The sequence below is a fragment of the Janibacter sp. DB-40 genome (genome assembly GCF_029510815.1).
Classification (GTDB): domain Bacteria; phylum Actinomycetota; class Actinomycetes; order Actinomycetales; family Dermatophilaceae; genus Janibacter.
In genome coordinates this window covers 961711-988337 of record NZ_CP120360.1, presented here as the reverse complement: position 1 = coordinate 988337, position 26627 = coordinate 961711, and the positions used below count along the sequence as shown (strand labels likewise).

The window sequence follows — 26627 nt, the reverse complement described above, 5'->3', positions numbered from 1 at the left end:
TGGGCGGGCTGTATTGCAGTGCGGACAGGGGGCTGCTGTCGGCCGGGCTACTCGCCGACCGGTCCGTAGGTGCGGCCCGACACCCTCCGGATGCGACCCTCGTCGAGGGCGGCGTCCAGCGCCCTGGCGAAACGCCCCGGGCCCCAGTAGCGCGCCCCGACGAGACGGACGAGCTCCCTGCGCTCGGTGGCACCGTGCTCGTCCAGCGCCGCGGCGATCGCGGCGATCTCGCGGTCCAGAGCACGATCCGCGCTCGCTGCTCGGACCGGGTCCACGCCCCCGGTACGGGAGGAGGACAGGGCCGCGCTTGGGCCGGGTCGGTACCGACGCCCGCCGGTGGTCTCCCGGACCTGTCGCCGGCGGGCCCGTTCCCGCACCCGCTCGTCGAGCTCGGCCCGGTCACGCGCACGCTCGTCGTCGTCCGGCACCCCGTCCTCGACCTCCGGCCGATGGTGACGCGGGGCAGCTGCGGTGTCCGCGGACGTGGACTCGTCGCCGGACTTCCCGGCCTCCTCGGACTCCCCGGACTCATCGGACTCCTCCTCCGCCTCGGAGGCCGTCAGCGGTTGGGCGATGTCCTCCAGGTTCGCCTGCTCGGACCGCACGCCGAGGAAGATCTCGGCCACTCCGCCCAGTGCCATGACACCGGCCGCGATGAAGAAGCCCACGGCGACGAACACGGCCTCCTCGGTACCGATGAGTCGACCGAAGAGCAGGGGCCCGACGGTTCCGCCGATGGCGGTCCCCAGCGCGTAGAAGAACGCGATTGCCAGGGCGCGGGTCTCCATCGGGAAGACCTCGCTCACGGTGAGGTAGGCAGCACTGGCGCCGGCGGAGGCGAGGAAGAAGATCGCCACGATGAAGGCGATGAACGTCCACCGGTTGAGTGCCCCGTTCATCAACAGGATGGCCAGCGGGATGGTCAGCAGCGCCGACCCGAGGTACGTGCCGGCGATCATCGGGATCCGACCGACCGTGTCGAAGAAGCGCCCCAGCAGGACGGGGCCCAGGAAGTTGCTCAGTGCCCAGATGATGATGAAGATCGGCACCAGCCCGGACGCGACCCCGAAGAAGGTGCTCAGCAGCGTCCCGAGGTTGAACGTGATCCCGTTGTAGATGAAGGCCTGCCCGACGAACAGGGCCACACCGAGGACGGTGCGCTTGGGGTAGAGCTTGAAGGCGGTGCGCGCGATCATCCGGAACGGGATCGCCCTGCGCTGGCGGACCGTCAGCGTGTCCTCCGGCTCGGACAGCTCCTCGCCGGTCTCCTGCCTGACCTCGCGCTCGATCTCGTCGACGATCCGCTCGGCCTCGTCCTCGTGGCCGTGGATGAACAGCCAGCGTGGGCTCTCGGGCACGTGGCGGCGGACGAAGAGGATGGCCAGCCCGAGGACCGCTCCGGCGGCGAATGCCACCCGCCAGCCGAGCCAGGTGGGGAAGACGTCGCTGAGGAAGAACAGGGCCGACCCGGCCCCGATGGCCGCGCCCAGCCAGTAGGACCCGTTGATGACCAGGTCGACCTGTCCGCGCACCCGGGCGGGGATCAGCTCGTCGATCGCCGAGTTGATCGCCGCGTACTCGCCACCGATGCCGGCGCCGGTGAAGAACCGCGCCAGGTAGAAGAACCAGGGCGCGAAGGCGAATGCCGTCGCCACCGTGGCCACGAGGTAGACCAGCAGCGTCGCGATGAACATCTTCTTGCGCCCGAGCCGGTCGGTCAGCTGGCCGAAGAAGAGTGCTCCCAGGCATGCGCCGGCGATGTAGATGGCCCCGGCGAGTCCGATCTGACCGGCAGAGAGGCTGAGCCCACTGCCCTCCTCGGTCAACCGGGCCGCCACCGAGGACACCATCGTGACCTCGAGCCCGTCGAGGATCCACACCGCACCGAGTCCGATGACCACACGCCAGTGGAACTTCGACCAGGGAAGACGATCGAGCCGTGATGGCACCTGGGTCTCGATGGTGCCTGTCTGTACCGCCTGAGACATGCACCGTGGCTACCCCCGGGCGCCCGTCCGTAAACTGAGCAGATGTTCACCTGTCGCGTGCTCGGCCATCGTCTGCGCTTCCGGGCCGAGGGACCCGTCCTGCGCTGGGAGTGCGAGCGCGGCTGCGGCGAAGGGGGATCGAAGACCTACGACTCGGCCGATGCCGCCGGGCGCTATGCGGCCGCCTTCGACCGGCAGGACAACCAGGACCTCGGCAAGCGGGCTCCGCTGATCGGTCTGCTGCCGCTGCGGCTCTGGCGGAGCCTGCGTCGCCCACGAGGCGAGTGACGCACGCACACGCCGCCGCCCACGGGCGGTGACCACCAGGTCCCGGGTCAGTCGACCTTGCGCGCCGCGCCCTTGTCGGCGGACTGGGCGAACTTCGCGAAGATCTTCAGCGCGGCGGTGACGGGACGGTCACGGGAGACCGGGGCCCACCCCTTCGCGTCCTGCTCCGTGCGGCGCCGCTGCAGCTCCTCGTCGTCGACGAGGAGGTTGACCCGACGACCCGGGATGTCGAACTCGATGACGTCGCCGTCCTGCACCAACCCGATCGCCCCGCCGGCGGCGGCCTCCGGGGAGACGTGCCCGATGGACAGGCCCGAGGAGCCACCGGAGAAGCGGCCGTCGGTGATCAGTGCGCACTTCGGGCCCAGGCCGGTGCCCTTGAGGTAGGAGGTGGGGTAGAGCATCTCCTGCATGCCGGGACCGCCCTTGGGGCCCTCGTAGCGGATGACGACGACCTCGCCCTCCTGCACCTGCTTCGACAGGATCATCTCCACGGCCGCCTCCTGGGACTCGGCGACCCGCGCCGGCCCGGAGAAGGTCCACTGGTGCTCGGGCACCCCCGCGGTCTTGACGATGCAGCCGTCCGGGGCGAGGTTGCCCGTGAGGACGGCCAGGCCGCCCTCGCTGGAGTAGGCGTGGTCGACGGAGTGGATGCAGCCGTTCTCGGGGTCGGTGTCCAGGCTGGTCCAGCGGTTGGTCGAGGAGAAGGCCTCGGTCGTGCGCACCCCGCCCGGAGCGGCATGGAAGAGCTCCTTGGCCCGCTCGGTGGCGGTGCCCGAGCGGATGTCCCAGTCGGCGAGCCACTCGTCGAGCTTCGTGCTGTGCACGGCCCGCACGCCCGTGTCGAGCATGCCGCCGCGGTTGAGCTCACCGAGGATCGCGGGGATCCCACCGGCGCGGTGGACGTCCTCCATGTAGAAGTCACTGGAGTTCGGCGCGACCTTGACCAGGCACGGGGTGACGCGGGAGAGGGCGTCGATGTCGTGCTGGTCGAAGTCGACCTCCGCCTCCTGCGCCGCGGCGAGCAGGTGCAGGATCGTGTTGGTCGAGCCGCCCATGGCGATGTCCAGGCGCATGGCGTTGGCGAAGGCGGGCTTCGTCGCGATCGAGCGCGGCAGGACCGACTCGTCGTCCCCGTCGTAGTAGTCGCGGCAGAGGTCCACGACGAGGCGGCCGGCGTCGAGGAAGAGGTCGCGGCGTGCCTCCGCGGTGGCCAGCGTCGAGCCGTTGCCCGGGAGCGAGAGGCCGAGCGCCTCGGTGAGGCAGTTCATGGAGTTGGCGGTGAACATGCCCGAGCAGGAACCGCACGTCGGGCAGGCCGACTGCTCGATCGCGGTGATCTCCTCGTCGCTCACGTTCTCGTCGACGGCCTTGACCATCGCGTCGACGAGGTCGAGACGGGTGGCGGCGGTTCCATCAGCACCGATGATCGCCTTGCCGGCCTCCATCGGCCCGCCGGAGACGAAGACGGTCGGGATGTTCAGCCGGAGCGCGGCCAGCAGCATCCCGGGCGTGATCTTGTCGCAGTTCGAGATGCACACGAGGGCGTCGGCGCAGTGCGCGTTGACCATGTACTCGATCGAGTCGGCGATGACCTCGCGGCTCGGCAGCGAGTAGAGCATGCCGTGGTGTCCCATCGCGATGCCGTCGTCGACGGCGATCGTGTCGAACTCCTTGCCCACTCCCCCGGCCTCCTCGATGGCACCGGCGACGAGCTGGCCCATGTCCTTCAGGTGCACGTGCCCGGGCACGAACTGGGTGAAGGAGTTGGCGATCGCGACGATCGGCTTGCCGAAGTCACCCTCGCCCATCCCGGTCGCGCGCCAGAGGGCGCGGGCACCGGCCATGTTGCGACCGTGGGTGGTGGTTCGGGAACGCAGCTCAGGCATGGGCTCACCGTAGTTCGCCCGTCCGGTCGGTGATACGGCGTCTCACACGCCAGACCGCCCCCGGCCGGTGCGGCGGGGGCGGTCTGGTCCGTCATGCGGAAACTGGCTGTGTCAGCTGATGTCAGTGACCGCCCTGCTCGCGCCGGTCCAGGCTCTCCTGCAGGGCGCGGCGGACCTCGATGGTCTCTTCGCTCATGGTGGCTCCTCGGGTGACGTGCGTGCGGTGATGCTGCTGCCGGGCACGACGTGGGTGGGGGTGCCGCTGCGGTGGGAGGCGGCCGGGTGGGCCGCCGTTGCCTCGACGGTACGCCGGTGCGCCCACTGGCCGGAATGCCCCGTCCACCCCTCGGACGGGGGCGGGGCTCCCGCCGTCGTGCCCGAAGTCCTCGGGCCCGAAATGGGGAGGCGCCGTGTCGGTGGGCGGACATACCCTTGACACGTCATGACCCAGACCCTCGAGCGGACCGCCACAGCCGCCACTCCCCCTTCCGCCTCCACCCCGACGCCGCCCGAGCGCACCGTCGACTGGCGTCGCATGCGCTCACCCGCGGCCGCCGCAGCGCTGGTCTGCTCGGCGATCGCCGCCGTCTCGCTCACCCTCGGCACGGTCGTCATCGGTCGCCTCGCGGAGGACCCCACCACCGGACTCGTCCAGCTGCTCGCGCTCCTCGTCGTCGGTGGTGCCCTGGTCGACAACGCAGGCAAGGTCGTCTGGGTCGGTCTGTCCGACCGGGCCGAGGGGGTGCTGCGCGACGACCTCCTCGACGCGGCCCTCGCCCAGCCGGTCGCCACGCTCTCGGAGCAGGCCGCCGGCGAGATCCTCGACCGGGTCGACGACGACACCCACGAGGTCGGCAACCTCATGCGGTGGCAGATCTGGATGTTCGCGCGCACGGCGTTCTCGGTCGTGCCGATGTGGATCGTCGCCGGCATCACCTGGTGGCCGGCGTGGTTCCTCTTCCCCGTGCTCGCCGCAGTCACCGGCGGCGCGATCCGGCCGCTGCTGGGCGAGATCTCCCGCCTGAAGGTCATCGAGGAGATGGCCTGGACCGACCACGCCAGCGCGCTCGAGGAGGGCATCGCCGGGCGCGACGACCTGCGCACCAGCCTGGGCCAGGCGCACATGGTCCAGCGTCTGGCCAGCCTCACCGCAGCGGTGCACGCACGCTTCCGCGACGTCGTCGCCGTGGAGGCCCGGCTGGCCCGTCGGGCCGGCCTGCTGCTGCACACGCTGCTCGCGGGCATCGGGGTGGCGGGGATCGCGCTGACGGTCGGCGGGTCGCTCTCGGTCGGCGAGCTGGTCACGCTCTTCATCGTCACCTCGACGTTCGTCGGTCTGGTCACCCAGCTCTCGCACCACCTGCCCGACCTGCAGGCCGGGCTCGGCGCGGTGATCCGGTTGCGCCAGATGCTCGCCGTCGAGCCGGAGCCGAAGGGGGGCGCCCCCGTCCCCACGGGCGCGCAGCTGGACGTGGAGGTACGCGGCCTCGACTTCTCCTACGGGGAGGGCGGCTTCGCGCTGCGCGACGTCACCTTCTCCTGCCCGGCCGGTGAGACGGTCGCCCTCGTCGGACGCACCGGGTCGGGCAAGTCCACCCTCGCGTCCTTCATCTCCCGGGCGATCGAGCCCCCGCGCGGCAGCGTCTTCGTCGGCGGCGTCGACGTGCGCGACATCGACCTGGAGCTGCTGCGCACCGACGTCGGAGTGGTCACCCAGCGCACCGAGATCGTCGCGGGGACCCTCGCGGACAACATCGCGCTCTTCGACGACACCCCCCGCGCCGACGTCGAGGCCGCGGTCGTCGAGCTCGGCCTGTCCGACTGGGTCGAGGGCCTGCCCGGTGGTCTCGACACGCTGCTCGGGCCGGGCGGCACGACCCTGTCCGCCGGTGAGGAGCAGCTCGTCGCCTTCGCGCGGCTGCTCGTGCGCGACGTGCGCGTCGTCGTCCTCGACGAGGCCACCGCGCGCATGGACCCCGTCACCGAGCGGCGGGTCGTCTCCGCCTCCGACCGGCTGCTCGTCGGGCGCACCGGCATCCTCATCGCCCACCGCCTCAACACCATCGAGCGGGCGCCGCACCTCGTCGTGCTCGACCACGGCCGGGTGATCCAGCAGGGGCGCCGCACCGAGCTCGCGGACACCCCCGGCCCCTTCCGGGACCTGCTCCTCGACAGCCGCACCGAGACCGACGCGGCGCCCCCACCCCACGGGCCGGAGGAGCACGCCGACCTCGACCCGGTCGGTGGCCGCCGCCGGACGACGACCCCACCGGTCGCCCCCGAGATCGGCGACGGCCCCTCGCTCGCCCGCGGGATCGTCCACGCCCTCTCGGTCAAGCCGGCCTGGGGCATCGTCGGGGCGCTGGCCTTCCTCGCCCTCTCGCTCCTCGGCGCCCAGGGCGCCATCACCGGGCTCGTCTGGGGCAAGGCCGCCGAGGCACTGCAGGACGGACGTACGCCCACGGCCCTGACCGTGCTGCTCGTGCTCTGCCTGCTCGTCGTCCCGTTCATCACCGCCGAGGCCTTCGCGCGCTACCCCCGGTGGTGGATCGAGGTCATGCTGCGCACGCGCATGTCCGTGCTCATCGGCCAGACCCGCAGCGAGCGCCTCCCCCGCACGCCTCCCGGCGAGGTCGTCGCGCGCTCGATGGACGCCGACCGCTACGCCCGCTACGCCGACCGGTGGGTCGACTTCCTCAACGGTCTGGCGATCGCGGTCGTCACGGCGGTGCTCGCCGGCACCTGGGTCGCCGGCGCCGTGCTCCTGGCGGTCATGTCGGTCTCGGCACTCGCCGCCACCTTCGGTCGGCCGGTGGCCGGACGGTCGGCGGCCGCCGCCTCCACCGCGCGGGCCCGATTCGGTCGTGCGGTCGTCTCGGCGCTCGAGTCGGTGCGCACGATCAAGCTGGCGGCAGCGACCCCTTCGTCCGCCGGCACCTGCGCCGGGTCGACGACGGGCGCGTGGCGGCCGCCGTCAAGGAGCACCGGGTCCAGGCCGTCCTCGACGCCGTGCCCCTCGTCATGGTCCAGTGCGGGGTCGTCGCCGCGTGGGCCATCCACGTCGCCGGGGGCTGGGGCCTGGCGACCGCGATCCTCGTCTCCGGGGCGGTCGCGGGCTTCGACTGGTTCGGGCGGGTGGCGAGCATGATCGTCACCGAGGCACCCGGCACCCGCGCGTGGCAGGTCGAGACGGCCCGCTTCGCCGGGGGCGCCGACCTGATGGACCTGCCCGAGGGCGTCGACCTCGTCACGGGCGCGGCACCCGCGCCGGTGGCGGGCGCGCGCGAGCCGCTGACGCGACTGGAGCTGCGCGGTCTGACCGTCGTCCACGACGACGGCACCATCGGCGCGAGCGACGTCGACCTGACGGTCTCGGCCGGGGAGCTCGTCCTGCTCGTCGGGCAGGTCGGGTCAGGCAAGTCGAGCCTGCTCGCGTCGCTGGCGGGGCTCGTCGACCACCGTGGCGCGCTGCGGTGGAACGGCCGCGAGATCGAGGACCCGCAGCGCGAGCTGCGCCCCGGCCGGGTCGCCCACGTCGCGCAGGTGCCGAGGGTGCTGTCAGGGACCTTCACCGACAACGTCCTGCTCGGGCACGAGCGTCCCTTCGACGCGCCGGTCGAGCTCGCCCGCCTCACCGAGGACGTCTCCTCGGCCGGCGGGCCGACGTCACTCGTCGGCCACCGCGGCGTGCGCCTGTCCGGCGGCCAGGTGCAGCGACTCGCGCTCGCCCGGGCGCTGGCCACCGAGGCCGAGCTGCTGCTCGCCGACGACATCTCCTCCGCGCTCGACGCGACCACCGAGATCGCGTTGTGGCACGGCCTGCGCGAGCGGGGCGCGACCGTCATCGGCGCCACCTCCAAGCGAGCCGCCCTCGAGGCGGCCGACCGGGTCGTCGTGCTCGTCTCCGGTCGGGTCGCCGCCTCCGGTCCGTGGGAGTCGCTCGCCCCGCGGTGGGGGCACCTCGCCGGCTGAGCCGGGTGCCCCCTTCGGCCTCTGTCCGCAGTCGGCACGACGAAGGGGGCGCCCCGGCTGGTGTGCCGGTGGGCGCCCCCTCGGGGCCCGACCGCGGGGGTGACCGCGGCGGGAGTCGGCGATCAGCGGGCGGCAGAGCCCTCGGTGTAGTCGTCGTCGCCGGTCTGCCAGGCGAAGTGCGAGCGCAGGAGCTTGCCGGTGGCCTCGATCGGGTGACCTGCCTCCTGCTCACGCAGCTTCGTGAACTCGGCGGCGCCGTTGTCCTGGTCGTCGATGAAGCGCTTGGCGAAGGAGCCGTCCTGGATGTCGGCGAGAATGCCCTGCATCGACTCCTTGACCTTGCTGTCGATGACGCGCGGGCCGGAGACGTAGTCGCCGTACTCCGCGGTGTCGGAGATCGACCAGCGCTGCTTGGCGATGCCGCCCTCCCACATGAGGTCGACGATGAGCTTCAGCTCGTGGAGGACCTCGAAGTAGGCGATCTCCGGCTGGTAGCCCGCCTCGGTCAGGGTCTCGAAGCCGGCCTGGACGAGGTGCGACATGCCACCGCAGAGGACGGCCTGCTCGCCGAAGAGGTCGGTCTCGGTCTCCTCGGTGAAGGTGGTCTTGATGACGCCCGCCCGGGTGCCGCCGATGCCCTTGGCGTAGGACTTCGCGATGTCCCAGGCCTGGCCGGAGGCGTCCTGCTCCACGGCGATGATGTCCGGGATGCCACGGCCGTCGACGAACTCGCGCCGGACGGTGTGGCCGGGGGCCTTCGGCGCGACGAGGATGACGTCGACGCCGGCCGGGGCCTGGATGTAGCCGAAGCGCACGTTGAAGCCGTGGCCGAAGACGAGCACGTCGCCCTCGTCGAGGACGGGCTCGATGTCCTCGGCGTAGACGTGGCGCTGGACCTGGTCGGGGGCGAGGATGACGACGACATCGGCCTCGGCCGCGGCCTCGCGCGGCGTGAGGACGGTCAGGCCCTCCTGCTCGGCCTTGGCGCGGGAGGCACTCCCCTCCTTGAGGCCGACACGCACGTCGACCCCGCTGTCGCGCAGGTTGAGTGCGTGGGCGTGGCCCTGGGAGCCGTAGCCGATGACGGCCACCTTGCGTCCCTGGATGATGGACAGGTCCGCGTTGTCGTCGTAGATCAGCTCGGCCATGGGGGGTCTTCTCCTTGGTGGATCGGTGGTGGTGTTCGGGTCATCGTCGCGCGCAGCCGGTGCGCGCGGCGAGGGTGTCTCAGTGGCGGGAACGATCGGTGATGGAGCGGGGGCCACGGCCGATGGCGACGACACCGGACTGGACGAGCTCCTTGATCCCGTAGGGCTGGAGGATCTCGAGCATCGCGGAGATCTTGTCGCTGTTGCCGTAGACCTGCAGGGTCATCGCCTCGCGCGTCGTGTCGACGATCTTCGCCTTGAACATCTGCGCGGTCTCGAGGATCCCGCTGCGCTGGCCGGCCTCGGCGCGGACCTTGACCAGCACGACCTGGCTGGTGACCGAGGACAGCGGGTCGAGCTCGACGACCTTGAGGACCTCGACGAGCTTGTTCAGCTGCTTGGTCACCTGCTCCAGCGGCAGCAGGTCGACGTCCACGACGACCGTCATCCGGGAGATCTCCGGGTGCTCGGTCGGGCCGACGGCCAGCGAGTCGATGTTGAATCCGCGGCGGGAGAACAGCGCCGAGATCCGGGCGAGGACGCCGGGCTTGTTCTCGACGAGGACGGAGAGGGTGTGCTTGGTGCTCATCGTCGTGACGTCACTTTCCCTGGTCGGCGGTGGGGTCGGTGGCCGTGACTTCGTCCTGCTCGACCGCCTCGGAGTCCTCGCGGTCCCAGACCGGGGCGGTGTCGCGCGCGACCTGGATGGCGTCGTTGCTCACGCCGGCGGGCACCATCGGCCAGACCATGGCGTCGCGCTCGACGACGAAGTCGACGACGACCGGCCGGTCGTTGATCGACATCGCCTCCTGGATCGTCGCCTCGAGGTCCTCGGGGCGCTCGCAGCGCAGCCCGACGCACCCGTAGGCCTCGGCGAGCTTGACGAAGTCGGGGATGCGGCTGCCGACCGAGGTGTGCAGGTCGGTGTTGGAGTAGCGCTCGTTGTAGAAGAGCGACTGCCACTGCCGGACCATGCCCAGGCTGGAGTTGTTGATGACCGCGACCTTGATCGGGATGTCGTTGATGACGCAGGTCGCGAGCTCCTGGTTGGTCATCTGGAAGCAGCCGTCGCCGTCGATCGCCCAGACCACCCGGTCCGGCTCCCCGACCTTGGCGCCCATCGCGGCCGGCACCGCGTAACCCATCGTCCCGGCGCCACCGGAGTTCAGCCACGAGTTGGGGCGCTCGTAATTGATGAACTGGGCGGCCCACATCTGGTGCTGGCCGACACCGGCGGCGTAGACGGCCTCGGGGCCGGCGATCTCGCCGAGCCGGCGGATGACCTGCTGCGGCATCAGCGCGTCCTCGCCGTGCGGCTGGTAGCCGACCGGGTACTCCTCGGTCCACCCCCTCGTCGTCGTGGCCCAACCGGCGTACTGCCGGGGCGTGACCTCGGCGGCCGGGCCCTCGCCCGCCTCGATGGCGATGACCAGCTCGTTGAGGATGGCGCGGGCGTCGCCGACAATCGGCACGTCCGCGACGCGGTTCTTGGAGATCTCCGCGGGGTCGATGTCGGCGTGGATGACGCGGGCGCCGGGCGCGAAGGAGGCCAGCTGGCCGGTGACCCGGTCGTCGAAGCGCGCACCGATGGTGATGAGCAGGTCACTGCGCTGCAGGCCGGTGACGGCCGCGACCGAGCCGTGCATGCCCGGCATGCCCAGGTGCAGGGGGTGGCCGTCGGGGAAGGCGCCGCGGGCCATGAGCGTCGTCACGACCGGGATGCCGGTGAGCTCGGCCAGGCGCAGCAGCTCGGCGTGCGCCCCGGAGCGGATGATGCCGCCACCGGCGTAGATGACCGGCCGCTCGCTGGCGGCCATGAGCTTGACGGCCTCGCGGATCTGCTTGGCGTGCGGGCGGGTCACCGGGTGGTAGCCGGGCAGGTCGAACCGCGGCGGCCAGCTGAAGGTCGTCGTGGCCTGCAGGGCGTCCTTGGCGATGTCGACGAGGACCGGGCCGGGGCGGCCGGTGCTGGCGATGTGGAAGGCCTCGGCGATGACGCGCGGGATGTCGGCGGCGTCGGTCACGAGGTAGTTGTGCTTGGTCACCGGCATCGTGATGCCGCGGATGTCCGCCTCCTGGAAGGCGTCGGTGCCGATGGCCCCGGAGGCCACCTGACCGGTGATCGCGACCATCGGGACGGAGTCCATGTGGGCGTCCGCGATCGCCGTGACGAGGTTGGTCGCGCCCGGGCCGGAGGTGGCCATGCACACGCCGACCTTGCCGGTGGCCGAGGCGTAGCCCTCCGCGGCGTGGCCGGCGCCCTGCTCGTGCCGCACGAGGATGTGCCGCACCGAGGTGGAGTCCATGAGGGGGTCGTAGGCCGGCAGGATCGCGCCGCCCGGGATGCCGAAGACGACCTCCGCGCCGACGTGCTCGAGGGCACGGACGAGGCTGCTGGCCCCGGTCACCTGCTCGGGCACTGATCGTGCGGCCTCTGCCCGACGCGCGACGGCGGCCGGGCTCGGGGTGCTGCTGCGTGTATCAGTCACCGTGCGTCCTTTGGTTCGGGGCGTGCCATCCGTGTCTTCTCCCATGGTCTCCCGGCATGAAAAAGCCCCTCAGCCCGGGGTCCGGGCATGAAGGGCGCGCGCTGCAGTCGACGACGTCGTCGCTCAGGCAGCGCGCCGGGGAAGTACGAGGAGGAGTGCCACGTCGCAAACTCTCCCCCGCCGCCGGGGTCGTGTCAATGGTTGAGACACGGCCGTCCATGATGCGAGACCGAAAATGAGGGGACACGGTGGGTGGCCGGTGGGAGGCTGGTCGGGTGACGCACACCCCCTTCGTCCTGCCGGCCGGGGCCGACGACCTCACCGCCCGTCCGCTGGAGACGGCCGACGCCGAGGCGGTCACCGCACTCGCGCGCGGCGATGAGATGGAGGTGCTGGCCGAGCCGATGACCGAGCTCGTCGACGTCATCGGCGAGTGGCGCCGGCCGAGCGTCGACCTGGAGCGGGACACGGTCTCGGTCTGGTCGGACGGTCGCCTCGTCGCCCACGCCTTCGTCGCCGGTCGCGGGTCGGTGGAGGCGGTCGTCGCCGCCGACCACCGCGGTCGCGGCCTCGGGACCGCGCTCGTGGCGTGGCTGCGCGCGGCCTCCGCCGCCCGGGGCCTGGCCACCATGGGGCAGACGGTCCCCGTCGGCAGCCCGGCGCAGGCCTTCCTCGTCGCCGCCGGTGCGCGGGCGACGTACGACTCGTGGGTGCTCGAGCTGCTCCCCGACCGCACCGTCCCGACCCAGCCCCTGCCCGGGGGCCACGCGCTCGACCTCGCCCGCGACGACGAGCTGCCGGCGGTCCACCGGGTCATCGACGACGCCTTCAGCGTCTGGCCGGAGCGGGAGCCGGTGCCCTACGCGGACTGGCACGCGGAGTTCGTCGAGGGTGACGACGCGGCGCCGTGGCAGCGGCGGGTGGTCCGGGACGGCGCCGGCGAGGTCGTGGGCGCCGCGATGGTCACCGCGAGCGAGGACGGGATGGTCTGGGTCAACCAGCTCGCGGTCCGCTCCGACCGACGCGGTGAGGGGCTCGGCCGGGCCCTGCTCGCCGACTCCTTCCTCGAGGGCCGCCGTCGCGGCCTGCCCCGTGCCGGGCTCTCGACCGATTCCCGGACGGGCGCGCTCCCGTTGTACGAAGGGGTGGGCATGGTGGTCAGCGCCACCTTCACCCACCTCGTCCTCGATGTCGGGGACGAAGGGGGCTCCCCCGGCCGGTAGGGATGTCACAGGATGCGGGTGGCCGGCGTCTACATGTAGCCCCGAGCTGCGGGCGGTGCAGCCCTAGGTCGAGGTGAGGACCGGCACGTGGAAGCGGTCGAGCGTGGCCGTGTCGAAGGCCAGATCGGACCAGTGCCCGGAGAAGCGCAGCACCGCGGCGGCACCGGGCGGGAAGCCCTCGGCGAGCAGGTCGTGGGCCGGGCCGGACCCCTCCCCGTCGGCCAGGAGGCTCGTCGCCGCCGGCAGCCCCGGCGCGTGCCCGATGACGAGGAGCACGCTCGCGTCCTCCGATGCCTCGTGCACGACGGCGAGGACGTCCTCGGCACCGGCGTTGTAGAGCCGGTGCTCGATCCGGACCTCCGCCTCGGGGCACCCCGCCTCCGCGAGCTCGGCCATCGTCTCGCGCGTGCGCTGGGCCGGTGAGCACATGACCTCGTCGCAGCCGATGCCCCTCTCGACGAGCCAGTGGCCGACGGCCTGCGCCTCCGTCCGCCCGGCCTCGCTCAGGCTGCGCTCACGATCGTCCTGACCGGCACTCGCGGACTCGGCCGAGGCGTGCCGCAGCAGGACGAGGGTGCGGTCCTCTGCTGACGTCGTCATGATCTGAGTGTGGCGCGCCTCACGATGGATTGCCACCCCACGCGCCAACCGCGGCCATCTCGAGTCCCGGCGACCTCGGGGTCAGCGGGCGACGACGTTGAGCGGCTCCTCCCCCACGGCGAGGAGCCGCAGCTGGCGACGCAGCAGGTCGACCATCCTCGGCCGGAAGGCGTCGGTGACCCCGCCGGTGTGCGGGCTGATGATCACGCCGGGCTCGCTCCACAGAGGGTGGTCGGACGGCAGCGGCTCGGGATCGGTCACGTCGAGCGCGAAGCGCAGTCGTCCCGTGTGCCGCAGCGCCGCCTCGGTGTCCAGCGCCGGGCCGCGCCCGACGTTGACGACGAGGGCGTCGTCGGCCAGCAGGGAGAGGACCTCGTCGTCGAGGATGCCCGTCGTCGCGTCGGTCCCCGGGAGCACCGAGATCACGATGTCCTGCCCGGGCAGCAGGTCGGGCAGCTCGTCGATGCCGTGGACCCGGTCGACGAGGTCGTCCCCGCCGCGGGCCCGTGAGGCCACCGCGGTCACGGACACCTCGAAGGGGGCGAGTCGCCGCACGATCGCCGAGCCCACCGAGCCGTAGCCCAGGACGAGGACGCGCTTGTCGGCCAGCCCCGGCCGGAAGTGACGGGGCAGCCACTCCCCCTTCGCCTGGGCGGTGGCGAACTCGTCCAGACCGCGCTGGGAGGCGAGCACGAGGGTCAGCGCGAGCTCGGCCGTCGCCGCGTCGTGGACGCCCTGCGCGTTGGCCAGGGCGACACCCTCGGGGATCACCGGCAGCGCGGCGTCGTGGCCGGCGGAGAGCAGCTGCACGAAGCGCACCGACGGCTTGCCACCCACCGGCTCGATCTGCGCGGAGGGGGCCATGTACGGCGCGACGAAGACCTCGACGTCCTCCTCCGGGGGCGGCTGCGTCGGGTCCCAGACGACCGGGGTCACTCCCTCGATCGGTCCCACGTCGTCGAGCCAGGTCTGGTCAGGGAAGGAGACGGTCAGCATGATCCGACCGTAACGCTCTCACCCGTGGAGGTGTGCGCGCGGTCAGCCCTCGACGCCGAGCCTGGCCAGGATGAGCTCGCGGGCCTTGCCGGCGTCGGCCTGGCCCTTCATCTCCTTCATGACCTGACCGATGAGGGCACCGGCCGCCTGGACCTTGCCGCCGCGGATCTTCTCGGCGATGTCGGGGTTGTTCGCGATGACCGTGTCGACCGCGCCCTCGAGGGCCCCGTCGTCCTGGACGAGCTCGAGGCCGCGGGCGTCGGCGACCCGGGTCGGCCCCCCTTCGCCGTCGAGGACGCCCTCGAGCACCTGGCGGGCCATCTTGTCGTTGAGCCGACCGGCACCGACCATCGACTCGAGCTCGGCGACGTGCTCCGGGGTCAGGCCGACCTGCTCGGCGTAGCCGACGAGATCGGTGCCCGCCTCGTTGGCGCGCCGGGAGGGCTCACCGAGCCACCACTTGCGGGCGGCCTGCGGCTTCGCGCCGGCGGCGACGGTGGCCTCGATCAGCTCGCTGGCGCCGGCGTTGAGCACATCGCGCATCTCCAGGTCGGAGTAGCCCCACTCCTCCTGCAGCCGCTTGCGGCGCTGCGCAGGGGGCTCGGGCAGGGTCGAGCGCAGCTGCTCGACCCGCTCGCGGGGCGGGGCGACCGGCACGAGGTCCGGCTCGGGGAAGTACCGGTAGTCCTCCGCGTCGGACTTCTCGCGCCCGCTCGTGGTGATGCCGGTGTCCTCGTGCCAGTGCCGCGTCTCCTGCAGGATCGAGCCGCCGCTGCTGAGGACGGCGGCGTGGCGACAGACCTCGTAGCGCACGGCGCGCTCGACGGAGCGCAGGGAGTTGACGTTCTTGGTCTCCGAACGGGTGCCGAGCGGGACCTGGAGCTGCTCGGCGGACGCGGCGCCGTCCCCCGCCCGCTCGCGCAGGGAGAGGTTGACGTCGCACCGCATGGAGCCCTGCTCCATCTTCACGTCGGAGACGTCGAGCGCGCGCAGCAGATCGCGCAGGGCCGAGACGTAGGCCTTGGCGACCTCCGGGGCGCGGTCACCCGCACCGACGATCGGCTTGGTGACGATCTCGATGAGCGGGATGCCCGCGCGGTTGAAGTCCAGGAGCGAGTACTCCGCACCCTGGATGCGGCCGGTGGAGCCACCGATGTGCATGCTCTTGCCGGTGTCCTCCTCCATGTGGGCCCGCTCGATCTCCACCCTGAAGGTCTCGCTGCCCTCCCCGGACCGGGCCGGGATCTCCACGTCGAGGTAGCCGTCGAAGGCGATCGGCTCGTCGTACTGCGAGGTCTGGAAGTTCTTCGGCATGTCCGGGTAGAAGTAGTTCTTCCGGGCGAAGCGGCACCAGCGCGCGATCTCGCAGTTGAGGGCCAGGCCGATCCGGATCGCCGACTCGACACCGGTCTCGTTGACCACCGGCAGGGCGCCGGGCAGGCCGAGGCAGACCGGGCACACCTGGGTGTTCGGCTCCGCGCCGAAGCCGGTGGCGCAGCCGCAGAACATCTTGGTCCTCGTGCCGAGCTCGACGTGGACCTCCAGGCCCATCACCGGGTCGAAGCCGGCCAGGGCCTCGTCGTAGTCGAGGACGTCGTCGGTCGTGGTCGTCGCCATGGTCAGGCTCCCTTCGTGGTCGCCAGCTCGGGGGCCTGCTCGAGCAGGTGGCCACCCCAGGCGGAGACGAGGCGCTGCTCGAGGGCTGCGCCGACGGTGTACAGGCGGTCATCGGCCATCGCCGGGGCGAGGACCTGGAAGCCCGCGGGCAGGCCGTCCTCGGCGAGACCGCTCGGCAGGGACATGCCGGGGATGCCCGCGAGGTTGGCCGGGATGGTCGCGATGTCCCCGCGGTACATGGCCATCGGGTCGTCGGTCTTCTCACCGAAGCGGAAGGCCGTGGTCGGCGCGGTCGGGCTGACGAGCACGTCCGCGACCTCGAAGGCCGTGGCGAAGTCGTCGGCGATGAGCCGGCGCACCTTCTGCGCGCTGCCGTAGTAGGCGTCGTAGTAGCCGGAGGAGAGGGCGTAGGTGCCCAGGATGATCCGGCGCTTGACCTCGTCGCCGAAGCCGGCATCGCGGCTGGCCGCCATGACCTGCTCGGCGCTGGGGGCGTCGACACCCTCCGGGGCGACGCGCAGCCCGTAGCGCATGGCGTCGAATCGGGCGAGGTTGCTGCTCGCCTCGCTCGGCATGATCAGGTAGTAGGCCCCGAGCGCGTAGACGAAGTTGGGGCAGGAGACCTCGACGACCTCGGCGCCGGCGTCGACCAGGTGCTGCACGGCCTCGTCGAAGCGGGCCTGCACCTGGGGCGCGAAGCCCTCACCGGTCAGCTCCTTGACGATGCCGACCTTCATCCCCGCGACGTCCGCACGCCGCGCGGCGCCGACGACGTCGGGGACGGGGGCGTCGATCGAGGTCGAGTCGAGCGGGTCGTGCCCGGCCATGACCTCGTGCAGCAGCGCGGTGTCGAGGACGGTGCGGGCGCACGGGCCCGCTTGGTCGAGGGAGGAGGCCATCGCGATCAGCCCGTAGCGCGACATCGCGCCGTAGGTCGGCTTGACGCCGACCGAGCCGGTCAGGGCGGCCGGCTGGCGGATCGAGCCACCGGTGTCGGTGCCGGTGGCGAAGGGGGCCTGCCAGGACGCGACGACCGCGCTCGAGCCACCGCCGGACCCACCCGGGATACGGTCGAGGTCCCACGGGTTGCGGGTCAGGCCGAAGGCGGACCGCTCCGTCGAGGAGCCCATCGCGAACTCGTCCATGTTGGTCTTGCCGAGGATCGGCAGGCCGGCCGCCTTGAGCTTGCCGACGACCGTGGCGTCGTAGGGCGGGACCCAGCCCTCGAGCATCCTCGACCCGGCGGTCGTGGGGATGCCGGTCGTGGTCATCACGTCCTTGACGGCGATCGGGACGCCGGCGAGGCGGTGGAGGTCCTCCCCCTTCGCCCGGCGCTCGTCGACGGCACGGGCCTCGGCCAGGGCGGAGTCGCCCGAGACGTGCAGGTAGGCGCCGATGGTCTCGTCCACACCCTCGATCCGGTCGAGGTGGGCGCGGGTGACCTGCTCCGAGGAGAGGTCACCGGAAGCCAGCGCGTCGGCGAGCGCGGCAGCGGTCATGCGGGTGGGGTCACTCACGTGGGGTCCTTCGGGGGGAGGTCGGCAGTCGTCAGTCTTCGGTGAGGATGCGCGGCACGGCGAAGCGCGACAGCTCCGAGTCCGGCGCGCCGGCGAGGGCTTCCTCGGGGGTCAGCGACGGACGGACCTCGTCCGGACGGGTGACGTTGGTGATCGGCATGGGGTGGCTCATCGGCTCGACGGCGTCGATCGGCGCCTGCTGCACCGCCTCCACGGAGGAGATGATCTGCCCGAGCTCACCGACCATCGTGTCGAGCTCGGCGTCGGTGAGGTCGATGCGGGCCAGCGACGCCAGGTGGGCCACGTCGTCACGGGAGAGGTCTACCATGCCGGACAGTCTATGAGTCGCCTGGGCACGACCCCGCCCCCGGTCGTTCCGGGGCAGGGGGACCGCTCGCCTGTACCTTCGCGCCGGCCCCCGTGGCTACTCGCGGGTACGACGGGCACTTCCCTGACCCTGGTGTCGACCTGCGCCCGTACACCCGGGTGCTGGGCACATCGCGACGGCAAGTGCACGTCGTACCCGCGAGTCGGCTCTGTGGACGACCATCGGCACGCAGGACGCCGGACCACGAGGATGCTGGACGTGCCGGTGCAGGAGGTCCTTGCCGAGCTCGGCGGGGGTGCCTCCCGCGCCGAGCTGCTGAGGTACGTCACCGAGTACGAGTTGCGTCAGGCCGTCAACCGGGGGGCGGTGCGCCGACCGGCACGTGGCCGATACGCCCTGCCCGTCCCCGCCTGGACGAGGGAGCGCGCGGAACTGGCGGATCTGGCCGCGGCCGGCAGACGCGCAGCGCACGAGGTGACGGGGACGGCCATCCTCCTGACGGCTGCGGCCCGGTGGGGTTGGCCGATGAAGTGGGTCCCCACCAAGCCGCAGGTCGCCGTTCCGCGCAATCGCAAGGTTCCGCCCCGTGTGCTGCGCACCTTCGATGTGCGCTTCCGAGCCGTGCCACCCGACGACCGCGAGGACGGTTGGGTGACTTCCCGGGTCCGGACAGCGCTGGACTGCGCCAGTCTCCTACCTGCCGACGAGGCCGTTGCGGTCCTCGACTCCGCCTTGCGCGAGGGAGCAGTGGACCGCGACGAACTGCTCTTGGCCGCGTCCGGTCTACCGCTGCGATACCGCCGCAAGGTCGAGGGTCTGCTCCGGGCGGCGAGCCCGCACGCAGCCAATCCCTTCGAGTCGGTCCTGCGCTGGATCGTCTCGGACATCCCCGGTCTCATCGTCGAGCCCCAGGTGAACATCCGCGATGAACTTGGCCCGATCGGCATCGTCGACCTCGCGGACGAGCGGGTGAAGATCGTGCTGGAGGCGGACTCCTTCGAGTGGCACGGCAGCCGAGAGGCACTCGAGAAGGACTGCATCCGCTACGACCGACTGACCGCAGACGGCTGGCTGGTGCTCCGTTTCAGCTGGGACCGCGTGATGAACCATCCGGAGTGGGTGCGCGACATCGTCCTCCGCACGCTCGCCCATCGTGACTCGCGGGTATGACGTGCACTTGCCGGGACGAGGGGCAGCGCCGCTCTTGTTACTGGGCCCCGCCCGAGGCCGCGTCATGCGAGTGCACGTCGCACCCGCGAGTAACTTTCAGAGCACCGGGACGGTGGCGCGGGTGCGTTCGACGATCGCCCGGTCGATCTCGGCCACGAGCACGTCCTCTCCCCCGCCGAGGCGGGCGCGCACCTCGCCGGTCGGGTCGGCCAGGACCGAGCGGCCGATGCCCAGGGGCCCGGAGACCGAGTACTTCGTCCACGCCTGGCCGACGGCGAGCAGCCAGGCCTGGGCGTCGTGGGCGCGGGCGCGGGTGAGCAGGTCCCACTGCGAGGCCTTCCCCGGCCCGTCGCCCCACGAGGCGGGCAGCACGACGAGCTCGGCGCCGCGACGCCCCAGCTCGGTGAAGTGCTCGCCGAAACGCACGTCGTAGCAGGTCGAGAGTCCCACCCTCCATCCGTCGACGTCGACGGTGACGACCTCGTCGCCGGGAGCGACGGTGTCGGACTCCGTGGTGCCGAAGGCGTCGTAGAGGTGGATCTTGCGGTAGATCGTCTCCGCCGTCCCGGGCCCGGTGACCAGGAGCGTGTTGTGCACCCGGGCGCGGTCCTTCCCCTCGTCGGTGGTGATCGTGTCCGCGGGGGTGAACATCCCCACGACCAGGGTCACGTCGTGCTCGAGCGCGAGCGCCCGCACCCCGTCGGCGAAGCGCCCGTCGAGGGGCTCGGCGACCGTGTCGAGGCGCCCCGCGAAGGAGGCCATCGCGGCCTCGGGGTGCACGACGAGCCGAGCGCCGCGCTCGGCGGCGCGCGCGGTCAGGTCGGCGATCGTGCGCAGGTTCTCGGTCGGGTCGCCGGTGGCGGTGAACTGCGCACCGGCGAGGCGAAGGGAGTCACGTGCCATGCCTCCACCCTAGGCTTGGCGGCATGGCGACTCTCTTCACCAAGATCATCACCGGCGAGATCCCCGGACGCTTCGTCTGGTCGGACGAGACCTGCGTGGCCTTCCTGACCATCGAGCCCATGACCGACGGGCACGTCATGGTCGTCAGCCGCGAGGAGATCGCGCAGTGGACGGAGGCCGACGCCGGGACGTGGGCCCACCTGCAGCACGTCGCGCAGGTCATCGGTCGCGCCCAGCAGGCGGAGTGGGACGCGCCGCGGATCGGGATGATGCTCGAGGGCTTCGAGGTGGCGCACCTGCACGTGCACATCTGGCCGGCCCGGTCGCACCAGGACTTCGACCCGAGCCGGGTCATGCGGGACGTGCCCGACGAGCGCTTCGAGGAGGCCGCGGAGCGCCTGCGCTCCCGGCTGCGCGCAGACGGGCACGCGGAGCAGGTCGTGGGTCCGGGTCCGCTGCCGTCCTGACACACCCCGTCGACCACCGGCCGCATGGCGGGCCGGTGCAGACAGTGGAGCCCGGAACGTGTAGGCATGGGGTATGGCTACCACTGCATTCAAGGGCAACCCCGTCAACACGGTCGGCGAGCTGCCGGCCCCCGGCGCCAGCGCTCCGGCCTTCGACCTCGTGGGCGACGGCCTGTCGGCGCTGACCAGCGCCGACGTGTCCGGCCGCGTCGTCCTCAACATCTTCCCGAGCATCGACACCGGCGTCTGCGCCGCGAGCGTGCGCAAGTTCAACGAGCTCGCCGCGAGCCTCGACAACACCACCGTCGTCAACGTCTCGAAGGACCTCCCCTTCGCCCAGGCCCGCTTCTGCGGCGCCGAGGGCATCGAGGACGTCAAGGTCGGCTCGGCCTTCCGCTCCTCCTTCGGTGAGGACTACGGCGTGACCATGGCGGACGGACCGATGGAGGGCCTGCTCGCGCGCTCGGTCGTCGTCCTCGACGCCGAGGGCACGGTCGTCCACACCGAGCTGGTCCCCGAGATCACCCAGGAGCCGGACTACGACGCCACGGTCAAGGCCCTGGCCTGACCGGCACCGACTGGGCGGTACATCCCTGACTCACCTCGTGCCAGTGCCCGCCCGGGCACTGGCACGACGTGTGTCCCCGACCGACCCCGGAGCGCTTAGAGGCGGGTCAACTCGATCATCCGCTGGTTGCGGGGATGTCCCCAGTCACCGATGTAGCGGAAGGACCACGGGCTGAAGCTCGACGCCCAGCGGATGTCGTCGCGGTAGTACCAGAAGACGTTGCGCTCCGTGTACTGCCCGCGCTTCGGGATCCCGTCGACGGGGAAGTCCGCGGCCTGCTCGAAGAACGTGACGAAGAACCGCCCGCCGGGTCGCATGACCTGCGCCACGCGGTGCAGGCACAACCGGATGTGGTTCAGGGAGATGTGCGTGAAGACCGACTGGGCGATCGCCATGTCGAAGGCGACGTCGAAGTCCGCGTCGAACCGGTCCGTGCTGCGCAGGTTCCCGACGGGCAGCCGCCCGCGCTGGCCGTCGGTCAGCTCGGTGTCGTACCCGGCGACGATGAGGTCCCGGTTGACGTCGATGCCGTAGTAGTGGCCCGGGTCCAGGTGCTCGACGAGGTGACGCCCGGCCCGCAGGCTCCCGCACCCCACGTCCAGGAAGCGCTGCCGGGGCTCCAGTCCCTGCTGGACCAGGAAGTCGCGCTGCAGCTGCCCGATCTCCTCCCAGTGGCCACCGACGAAGTCGCGGTGCTTCTGCCGGGCCACGGCCTCCGCACCGAACTTCCTCCCGGCGTAGTCGGGCTCGGGCCTGCCCATGGCCTCGATCCGCGTCTCGATCTCGGTCATCGTCGATCACTCACTCACCGGTCGGGAAGACTGTCACCCTAACGGACGTGCCGACGCCCTGCCCGGATCACCGCGCGCGACCGACCTCGATGTGGGCGTGCGCCGATCCCGCCACGATCAGGGGCGCCGGCCCTTGCGGTGCGGCTTCTTGTCGGGGCGTCCGCCACGGCCCCTGTCTTCCCGCAACTCGATGAGCTGACCGGAGATGCGGGTGCGACGCAGCCGCTCCTCCGTCCCGGCAGGCAGCGTCGCGGGCAGCTCCACGAGTGAGTGGTCCGCACGGATGTCGATGTGCCCGAAGTCCTGCCGGCCCAGACCGCCCTCGTTGGCGAGGGCACCGACGATCTGGCGCGGTTCGACCTTCTGCCGTCGTCCGACGGCGATCCGGTACGTGGCCATCGGACCCGATGCACCACGTGGTCCCCGCTTGCCACGCTCGTCGCGACCGCCGCGGTCCTTGCGACCGCCGCGGTCCGTGCGCTCGTCCCGCTCGCGCCTCGGCGGGCGCACCGGGTCCGGCTCCATCAGCATCGGCTCGTCGCCCTGCAGGACGATCGCCAGGGCGGCGGCGACGTCGAGCTCCGGCACGTCGTGCTCGCGCACGTAGTGGGACACGACATCGCGGAAGGCCGCGAGGTCGGTGGAACCCAGCGCCGTCGTGATCCGGTCGTCCAGACGGCTCAGGCGGGTCGCATTGATGTCCTCGACGCTGGGCAGCGGCATCTCGGTCAGGGTCGTGCGGGTCGCCTTCTCGATCGACTTGAGCAGGTGGCGCTCGCGCGGCGTCACGAAGGAGATCGCGTCGCCCGAGCGCCCCGCCCGACCCGTGCGGCCGATGCGGTGCACGTAGGACTCGGTGTCGGTCGGGATGTCGTAGTTGACGACATGGCTGATCCGCTCGACGTCCAGCCCGCGGGCTGCCACGTCGGTCGCCACGAGGATGTCGAGCTTGCCCGACTTGAGCTGGGAGACGGTCCGCTCGCGCTGCGCCTGGGCGACGTCGCCGTTGATGGCCGCGGCGGAGAACCCCCGCGCGCGCAGCTTCTCCGCGAGCGTCTCGGTCTCGTTCTTCGTCCGGACGAAGACGATCATCCCCTCGAAGTTCTCGACCTCGAGGATCCTCGTCAGCGCGTCCACCTTCTGCGGGTACGAGACGAAGAGATATCGCTGGGTGATGTTGGGCGTCGTCGATGCCTTGCGCTCGACGGTGATCTCGAGCGCGTCGGTCAGGTACTTCTTCGAGATGCGCCGGATTTGCGACGGCATGGTCGCGGAGAAGAGGGCGACGTGCTTCTCCTCCGGGGTGTCGGCGAGGATCGTCTCGACGTCCTCTGCGAAGCCCATCTTGAGCATCTCGTCGGCCTCGTCGAGCACGAGGAAGCGCAGCTCCGTCAGGTCGAGCGTGCCCTTCTCGAGGTGATCCATGATCCGGCCGGGCGTGCCGACGACGACGTGGACACCACGCCGCAGGGCGCTCAGCTGCACGCCGTACCCCTGCCCGCCGTACACCGGCAGGACCTTCACGTTCGGCATCCGCGAGGCGTACTTCTCGAAGGCCTCGCACACCTGGAGCGCGAGCTCACGGGTGGGGGCGAGGACGAGCGCCTGCGGTGACTTCTGCTTGGGGTCGAGCCGACTGAGGATCGGCAGGGCGAATGCCGCGGTCTTGCCGGTACCGGTCTGCGCGAGCCCGACCACGTGACGGCCCTCGAGCAGGGCGGGGATCGTCGCGGCCTGGATCGGCGAGGGCGTCTCGTAGCCGACGTCCCTCAGCGCGCGCTCGACACGGTCGTCGAGACCGAGGTCGGCAAAGGACGACCGATCGGACTCCGGGCTGGTCACATTGTCGTCGCTCACAACCCGACCGTAGTCGGGGCCGCCCCGTCGCGGCCAGTGACCCGCGGGCGGGAGCCGATCGGGTGGTGCGCATCACTGCAGGACGAAGGGGGGGTCACCGCCCCGTGAGCAGGTCGACGGTGAGGTCGACGTGCCCGAGGTGCTGGAAGAGCTCCTCGATGACGTGCAGCACGACGAAGCCCTGGGTGATGACCTCCGGCTCGCCCTCGTGGTGCTCGACCGGACCCCGCGGCACCTCCCCCGGCTCGAACCGCTGCAGGTCGTCGAGCCATCGTCGTCGCTGCGCGGCCACGAGCTCCTCGAGCTGGGCGAGCGTCCCGGTCGCGGTGAACTCGGCCGCCCGGTCCCGGTTGACCGGGCGGCCGGCGACGACCTCGCCGCCCCAGTGCTCCATGACCCCGCAGCAGTGGGTGACCAAGGCGAAGACGCTGTTGGCATCCTCCACGTCGGGGCGCCGTGACAGCAGCTCCTCGCCACCCGACTCCACGAGCTCGTCGGCCTTGGCCAGCAGCCGGACCAGCGCGGTGTCCACGTACCACTGCAGCGTGCTCCGCAGGTCCGGTGCCGTCATCCCTCGTCGTCCTCGTCGTCCTCGCCGAAGCCGGCGACCGTCCCGGTCTCGAGCAGCTCGACGAACTGCTCCTCGGTGATGATCGGCCGGCCGAGGTCGCGGGCCTTGGCCTCCTTCGTGCCGGCGTTGTCGCCGACGACCACCCAGTCGGTCTTCTTGCTCACCGACCCCGAGGCCTTGCCACCGCGCTCGAGGATGGCCTCCTTGGCGGAGTCACGACTGAACTTCTCCAGCGAGCCGGTGACGACGACGGTCATCCCGGACAGGGTCTGGACGATCGACTCGTCGCGCTCGTCCTCCATGCGCACTCCGTCGGCGGCCCACTGGTCGACGATCTGCCGGTGCCACTCGTTGCCCTCGCCGTCGAACCACTCGCGCACCGACGCGGCGATCCGGGGGCCGACGCCCTCCACGTCGGCGAGCTGCTCCTCGGTGGCCTCGCGGATGGCCGCCATCGAGCCGAAGTGCTGGGCCAGCGCCCGGGCGGCCGTGGGTCCCACGTGCCGGATCGACAGCGCGACGAGCACCCGCCACAGCGGCTGCTCCTTGGCTGTCTGCAGGTTGTCCACGAGCTTGGCACCGTTGGCCGACAGCACCCGTCCGTCGTGCACGGCCTCGGGCGGGTCGTTCTTCTTCGCCGCACGGGTGAAGAGCGGGACCCGGGCGATGTCCTCGGCCGTCAGGGAGAAGAGCGTCGACTCGTCGCTGATGACATCGGCGTCGAGCAACCCGACGACGCCCTCCCACCCGAGCACCTCGATGTCGAAGGCCCCGCGCCCGGCGAGGGAGGAGAGCCGCTCGCGCAGCTGGCTGGGGCAGGTGCGCGAGTTGGGGCAGCGGATGTCCTTGTCGCCCTCCTTCTGCTGGCCCAGCTCGGTGCCGCAGGAAGGGCAGTGCGTCGGCATGACGAACTCCCGCTCGCTGCCGTCCCGCAGCTCGACGACCGGGCCGAGGATCTCCGGGATGACGTCGCCGGCCTTGCGTAGCACGACCGTGTCGCCGATGAGCACCCCCTTGCGCTTGACCTCGTGGGCGTTGTGCAACGTCGCCAGGGAGACCGTGGACCCGGCGACGGTGACCGGCTCCATCACGCCGAAGGGGGTGACCCGCCCGGTGCGTCCGACGTTGACCTGGATGTCGAGCAGCGTCGTGTTGACCTCCTCGGGCGGGTACTTCCAGGCGATGGCCCAGCGGGGGGCGCGCGAGGTCGTGCCGAGGCGGCGCTGCACGGCGATCTCGTCGACCTTGACGACGACGCCGTCGATCTCGTGGTCGTAGTCGTGGCGCTGCTCCTCCACCTCGGAGATGAAGCGCCGCACCTGCTCCATGGAGTCGAAGACCCGGTAGTGCGGGGAGGTGGGCAGCCCCCACGACGCCATCAGCTCGTAGGCATGGCTCTGGCTCTCGACGGCGAAGCCCTCGCGCCGGCCCGTGCCGTGGACGAGCATCCGCAGCGGGCGGCGGGCGGTGACGCGGGGGTCCTTCTGCCGCAACGAGCCGGCGGCCGAGTTGCGCGGGTTGGCGAAGGGGGCCTTGCCGGCCTCGACGAGGCCGGCGTTGAGCTCGGCGAAGTCCTCGAGGCGGAAGAAGACCTCCCCACGGACCTCGACCAGGTCCGGGATCGGGTGCTCGCTGCCGTCCAGCCGGGTGGGGATGTCCGCAATCGTGCGCACGTTCATCGTGATGTCCTCACCGGTGCGACCGTCACCGCGCGTCAGCGCGCGGGTGAGCCGGCCCCCTTCGTACAGGAGGTTGACGGCGAGGCCGTCGATCTTCAGCTCGCACAGGTAGTGGAAGCCGGAGACCTCGCGCTCGACGCGGGCCGCCCAGTCGACCAGCTCGTCGGCCTCCACGGCGTTGTCGAGCGAGAGCATCCGCTCGAGGTGGTCGACGGCGGTGAACTCGGTGGAGAAGACCGCTCCGCCGACGGCCTGCGTCGGTGACTCGGGGGTGCGAAGGGAGGGGTGCGCCTCCTCGATCTCGGTCAGCCGGCGGATGAGCCCGTCGTAGGCCGCATCGCTGATCGTGGGAGCGTCCTTGACGTGGTAGGCGAACTGGGCGGCGCTTGCCTGCTCGGCCAGCTCGGTCCACTCGTCGCGGATGTCCTCGGGCACGTCGGCCGGGGTCTCCGGCTCCGCCCGGGGTGACTCGTCGGTCTCGGGGATCTCACTCACGCTCCCATCCTGCCGCAGACCCCGGACAACCGGTCCCTGAGGAGGTTGCGCAGCAACCGTCTCGTAGGGCC

At 71.5% G+C, this 26627-nt stretch carries 22 protein-coding genes; 7 read left to right on the top strand and 15 right to left on the bottom strand.

Going from position 1 to position 26627, the window contains the following annotated elements; translation table 11 throughout:
• Positions 1-47 precede the first annotated feature (47 nt).
• Positions 48-1901, bottom strand: coding sequence for an MFS transporter (locus PVE36_RS04720; RefSeq protein ID WP_277454895.1), 1854 nt, complete (start codon positions 1899-1901; stop codon positions 48-50).
• A gap of 129 nt (positions 1902-2030) precedes the next feature.
• Here PVE36_RS04720 and PVE36_RS04715 point away from each other — a divergent pair, with 129 nt between their 5' ends.
• Positions 2031-2276, top strand: a complete 246-nt coding sequence (locus tag PVE36_RS04715) for a hypothetical protein (RefSeq protein ID WP_277454893.1) — start codon at positions 2031-2033, stop codon at positions 2274-2276.
• A gap of 47 nt (positions 2277-2323) precedes the next feature.
• Here PVE36_RS04715 and ilvD read toward each other — a convergent pair whose 3' ends face one another.
• Positions 2324-4165: a dihydroxy-acid dehydratase gene (ilvD, locus tag PVE36_RS04710; RefSeq protein WP_277454891.1), complete on the bottom strand. Its 1842-nt coding sequence runs from the start codon at positions 4163-4165 to the stop codon at positions 2324-2326.
• 442 nt (positions 4166-4607) lie between these two features.
• On the opposite strand from ilvD, the gene PVE36_RS04705 reads away from it, so the two are divergent.
• Positions 4608-7313 carry an ABC transporter ATP-binding protein gene (locus tag PVE36_RS04705; protein ID WP_346780617.1) on the top strand — a complete coding sequence of 902 codons (2706 nt, stop codon included), beginning with the start codon at positions 4608-4610 and terminating at the stop codon, positions 7311-7313.
• Positions 7310-8137, top strand: a complete 828-nt coding sequence (locus tag PVE36_RS16185) for an ATP-binding cassette domain-containing protein (RefSeq protein ID WP_346780634.1) — start codon at positions 7310-7312, stop codon at positions 8135-8137. Before PVE36_RS04705 ends, PVE36_RS16185 begins: the two co-directional genes overlap by 4 nt.
• 122 nt (positions 8138-8259) lie before the next feature.
• On the opposite strand, the gene ilvC is transcribed toward PVE36_RS16185, so the two are convergent.
• From ilvC to PVE36_RS04690, 3 genes are all read right to left on the bottom strand, one after another.
• Positions 8260-9285, bottom strand: coding sequence for a ketol-acid reductoisomerase (gene ilvC / locus PVE36_RS04700; RefSeq protein ID WP_277454890.1), 1026 nt, complete (start codon positions 9283-9285; stop codon positions 8260-8262).
• Positions 9286-9364: 79 nt separating this feature from the next.
• Complete coding sequence (gene ilvN / locus PVE36_RS04695) at positions 9365-9874, bottom strand: acetolactate synthase small subunit (protein ID WP_277239953.1); 510 nt, start codon at positions 9872-9874, stop codon at positions 9365-9367.
• Positions 9875-9884: 10 nt separating this feature from the next.
• A complete protein-coding gene (locus tag PVE36_RS04690; RefSeq protein ID WP_277454888.1) occupies positions 9885-11774 on the bottom strand; it encodes an acetolactate synthase large subunit in 1890 nt (629 codons plus the stop codon).
• A 275-nt stretch (positions 11775-12049) separates the two neighbouring features.
• Between PVE36_RS04690 and PVE36_RS04685 the strand changes: the two genes are divergently transcribed.
• Positions 12050-12997: a GNAT family N-acetyltransferase gene (locus tag PVE36_RS04685; protein ID WP_277454887.1), complete on the top strand. Its 948-nt coding sequence runs from the start codon at positions 12050-12052 to the stop codon at positions 12995-12997.
• Positions 12998-13060: 63 nt separating this feature from the next.
• On the opposite strand, the gene PVE36_RS04680 is transcribed toward PVE36_RS04685, so the two are convergent.
• From PVE36_RS04680 to gatC, 5 genes are all read right to left on the bottom strand, one after another.
• Entirely contained in the window at positions 13061-13597 is a 537-nt protein-coding gene (locus tag PVE36_RS04680; RefSeq protein WP_277454886.1) for a histidine phosphatase family protein, read from the bottom strand.
• Positions 13598-13678: 81 nt separating this feature from the next.
• The gene (locus PVE36_RS04675) at positions 13679-14593 is read right to left on the bottom strand and encodes a 2-hydroxyacid dehydrogenase (protein WP_277454885.1); all 915 of its coding nucleotides are present in this window, start codon (positions 14591-14593) and stop codon (positions 13679-13681) included.
• 42 nt (positions 14594-14635) lie between these two features.
• Entirely contained in the window at positions 14636-16210 is a 1575-nt protein-coding gene (gene gatB, locus PVE36_RS04670; protein WP_277454884.1) for an Asp-tRNA(Asn)/Glu-tRNA(Gln) amidotransferase subunit GatB, read from the bottom strand.
• Positions 16211-16212: 2 nt separating this feature from the next.
• On the bottom strand, positions 16213-17727 hold the full coding sequence (gatA, locus tag PVE36_RS04665; protein WP_277454883.1) for an Asp-tRNA(Asn)/Glu-tRNA(Gln) amidotransferase subunit GatA: 1515 nt from the start codon (positions 17725-17727) through the stop codon (positions 16213-16215).
• 31 nt (positions 17728-17758) lie between these two features.
• Positions 17759-18055: an Asp-tRNA(Asn)/Glu-tRNA(Gln) amidotransferase subunit GatC gene (gatC, locus tag PVE36_RS04660; protein ID WP_277454881.1), complete on the bottom strand. Its 297-nt coding sequence runs from the start codon at positions 18053-18055 to the stop codon at positions 17759-17761.
• 258 nt (positions 18056-18313) lie between these two features.
• Here gatC and PVE36_RS04655 point away from each other — a divergent pair, with 258 nt between their 5' ends.
• Positions 18314-19225, top strand: a complete 912-nt coding sequence (locus PVE36_RS04655; protein WP_277454880.1) for a DUF559 domain-containing protein — start codon at positions 18314-18316, stop codon at positions 19223-19225.
• 96 nt (positions 19226-19321) lie between these two features.
• Here the strand turns inward: PVE36_RS04655 and PVE36_RS04650 are convergent, their stop codons facing one another.
• A complete protein-coding gene (locus tag PVE36_RS04650; protein WP_277454878.1) occupies positions 19322-20128 on the bottom strand; it encodes a carbon-nitrogen hydrolase family protein in 807 nt (268 codons plus the stop codon).
• Between the two features lie 23 nt (positions 20129-20151).
• On the opposite strand from PVE36_RS04650, the gene PVE36_RS04645 reads away from it, so the two are divergent.
• Positions 20152-20595: an HIT family protein gene (locus PVE36_RS04645; protein WP_277454877.1), complete on the top strand. Its 444-nt coding sequence runs from the start codon at positions 20152-20154 to the stop codon at positions 20593-20595.
• Between the two features lie 73 nt (positions 20596-20668).
• The gene (gene tpx, locus PVE36_RS04640; protein ID WP_277454876.1) at positions 20669-21163 is read left to right on the top strand and encodes a thiol peroxidase; all 495 of its coding nucleotides are present in this window, start codon (positions 20669-20671) and stop codon (positions 21161-21163) included.
• Positions 21164-21258: 95 nt separating this feature from the next.
• Here tpx and PVE36_RS04635 read toward each other — a convergent pair whose 3' ends face one another.
• The 4 genes from PVE36_RS04635 to ligA form a co-directional block, all read right to left on the bottom strand.
• On the bottom strand, positions 21259-21954 hold the full coding sequence (locus PVE36_RS04635) for a class I SAM-dependent methyltransferase (protein ID WP_277454875.1): 696 nt from the start codon (positions 21952-21954) through the stop codon (positions 21259-21261).
• 117 nt (positions 21955-22071) lie between these two features.
• Positions 22072-23811: a DEAD/DEAH box helicase gene (locus tag PVE36_RS04630; RefSeq protein ID WP_277454874.1), complete on the bottom strand. Its 1740-nt coding sequence runs from the start codon at positions 23809-23811 to the stop codon at positions 22072-22074.
• 94 nt (positions 23812-23905) lie between these two features.
• Positions 23906-24382: a DUF664 domain-containing protein gene (locus PVE36_RS04625; protein WP_277454872.1), complete on the bottom strand. Its 477-nt coding sequence runs from the start codon at positions 24380-24382 to the stop codon at positions 23906-23908.
• The gene (gene ligA / locus PVE36_RS04620; RefSeq protein ID WP_277454870.1) at positions 24379-26556 is read right to left on the bottom strand and encodes an NAD-dependent DNA ligase LigA; all 2178 of its coding nucleotides are present in this window, start codon (positions 26554-26556) and stop codon (positions 24379-24381) included. The genes PVE36_RS04625 and ligA overlap by 4 nt, the downstream gene beginning before the upstream one ends.
• Positions 26557-26627 lie beyond the last annotated feature (71 nt).

Bases quoted from the DNA above. Each gene is read 5' to 3' on its own strand.
- gatC (WP_277454881.1), bottom strand. From the start codon at position 18,055: ATGGTAGACCTCTCCCGTGACGACGTGGCCCACCTGGCGTCGCTGGCC.
- PVE36_RS04650 (WP_277454878.1), bottom strand. From the start codon at position 20,128: ATGGCACGTGACTCCCTTCGCCTCGCCGGTGCGCAGTTCACCGCCACC.
- PVE36_RS04675 (WP_277454885.1), bottom strand. From the start codon at position 14,593: ATGCTGACCGTCTCCTTCCCTGACCAGACCTGGCTCGACGACGTGGGA.
- ilvD (WP_277454891.1), bottom strand. From the start codon at position 4,165: ATGCCTGAGCTGCGTTCCCGAACCACCACCCACGGTCGCAACATGGCC.
- tpx (WP_277454876.1), top strand. From the start codon at position 20,669: ATGGCTACCACTGCATTCAAGGGCAACCCCGTCAACACGGTCGGCGAG.
- PVE36_RS16185 (WP_346780634.1), top strand. From the start codon at position 7,310: ATGATCGTCACCGAGGCACCCGGCACCCGCGCGTGGCAGGTCGAGACG.
- PVE36_RS04680 (WP_277454886.1), bottom strand. From the start codon at position 13,597: ATGACGACGTCAGCAGAGGACCGCACCCTCGTCCTGCTGCGGCACGCC.
- PVE36_RS04705 (WP_346780617.1), top strand. From the start codon at position 4,608: ATGACCCAGACCCTCGAGCGGACCGCCACAGCCGCCACTCCCCCTTCC.
- PVE36_RS04645 (WP_277454877.1), top strand. From the start codon at position 20,152: ATGGCGACTCTCTTCACCAAGATCATCACCGGCGAGATCCCCGGACGC.
- gatB (WP_277454884.1), bottom strand. From the start codon at position 16,210: ATGGCGACGACCACGACCGACGACGTCCTCGACTACGACGAGGCCCTG.
- PVE36_RS04625 (WP_277454872.1), bottom strand. From the start codon at position 24,382: ATGACGGCACCGGACCTGCGGAGCACGCTGCAGTGGTACGTGGACACC.
- PVE36_RS04635 (WP_277454875.1), bottom strand. From the start codon at position 21,954: ATGACCGAGATCGAGACGCGGATCGAGGCCATGGGCAGGCCCGAGCCC.
- ilvN (WP_277239953.1), bottom strand. From the start codon at position 9,874: ATGAGCACCAAGCACACCCTCTCCGTCCTCGTCGAGAACAAGCCCGGC.
- ilvC (WP_277454890.1), bottom strand. From the start codon at position 9,285: ATGGCCGAGCTGATCTACGACGACAACGCGGACCTGTCCATCATCCAG.
- PVE36_RS04715 (WP_277454893.1), top strand. From the start codon at position 2,031: ATGTTCACCTGTCGCGTGCTCGGCCATCGTCTGCGCTTCCGGGCCGAG.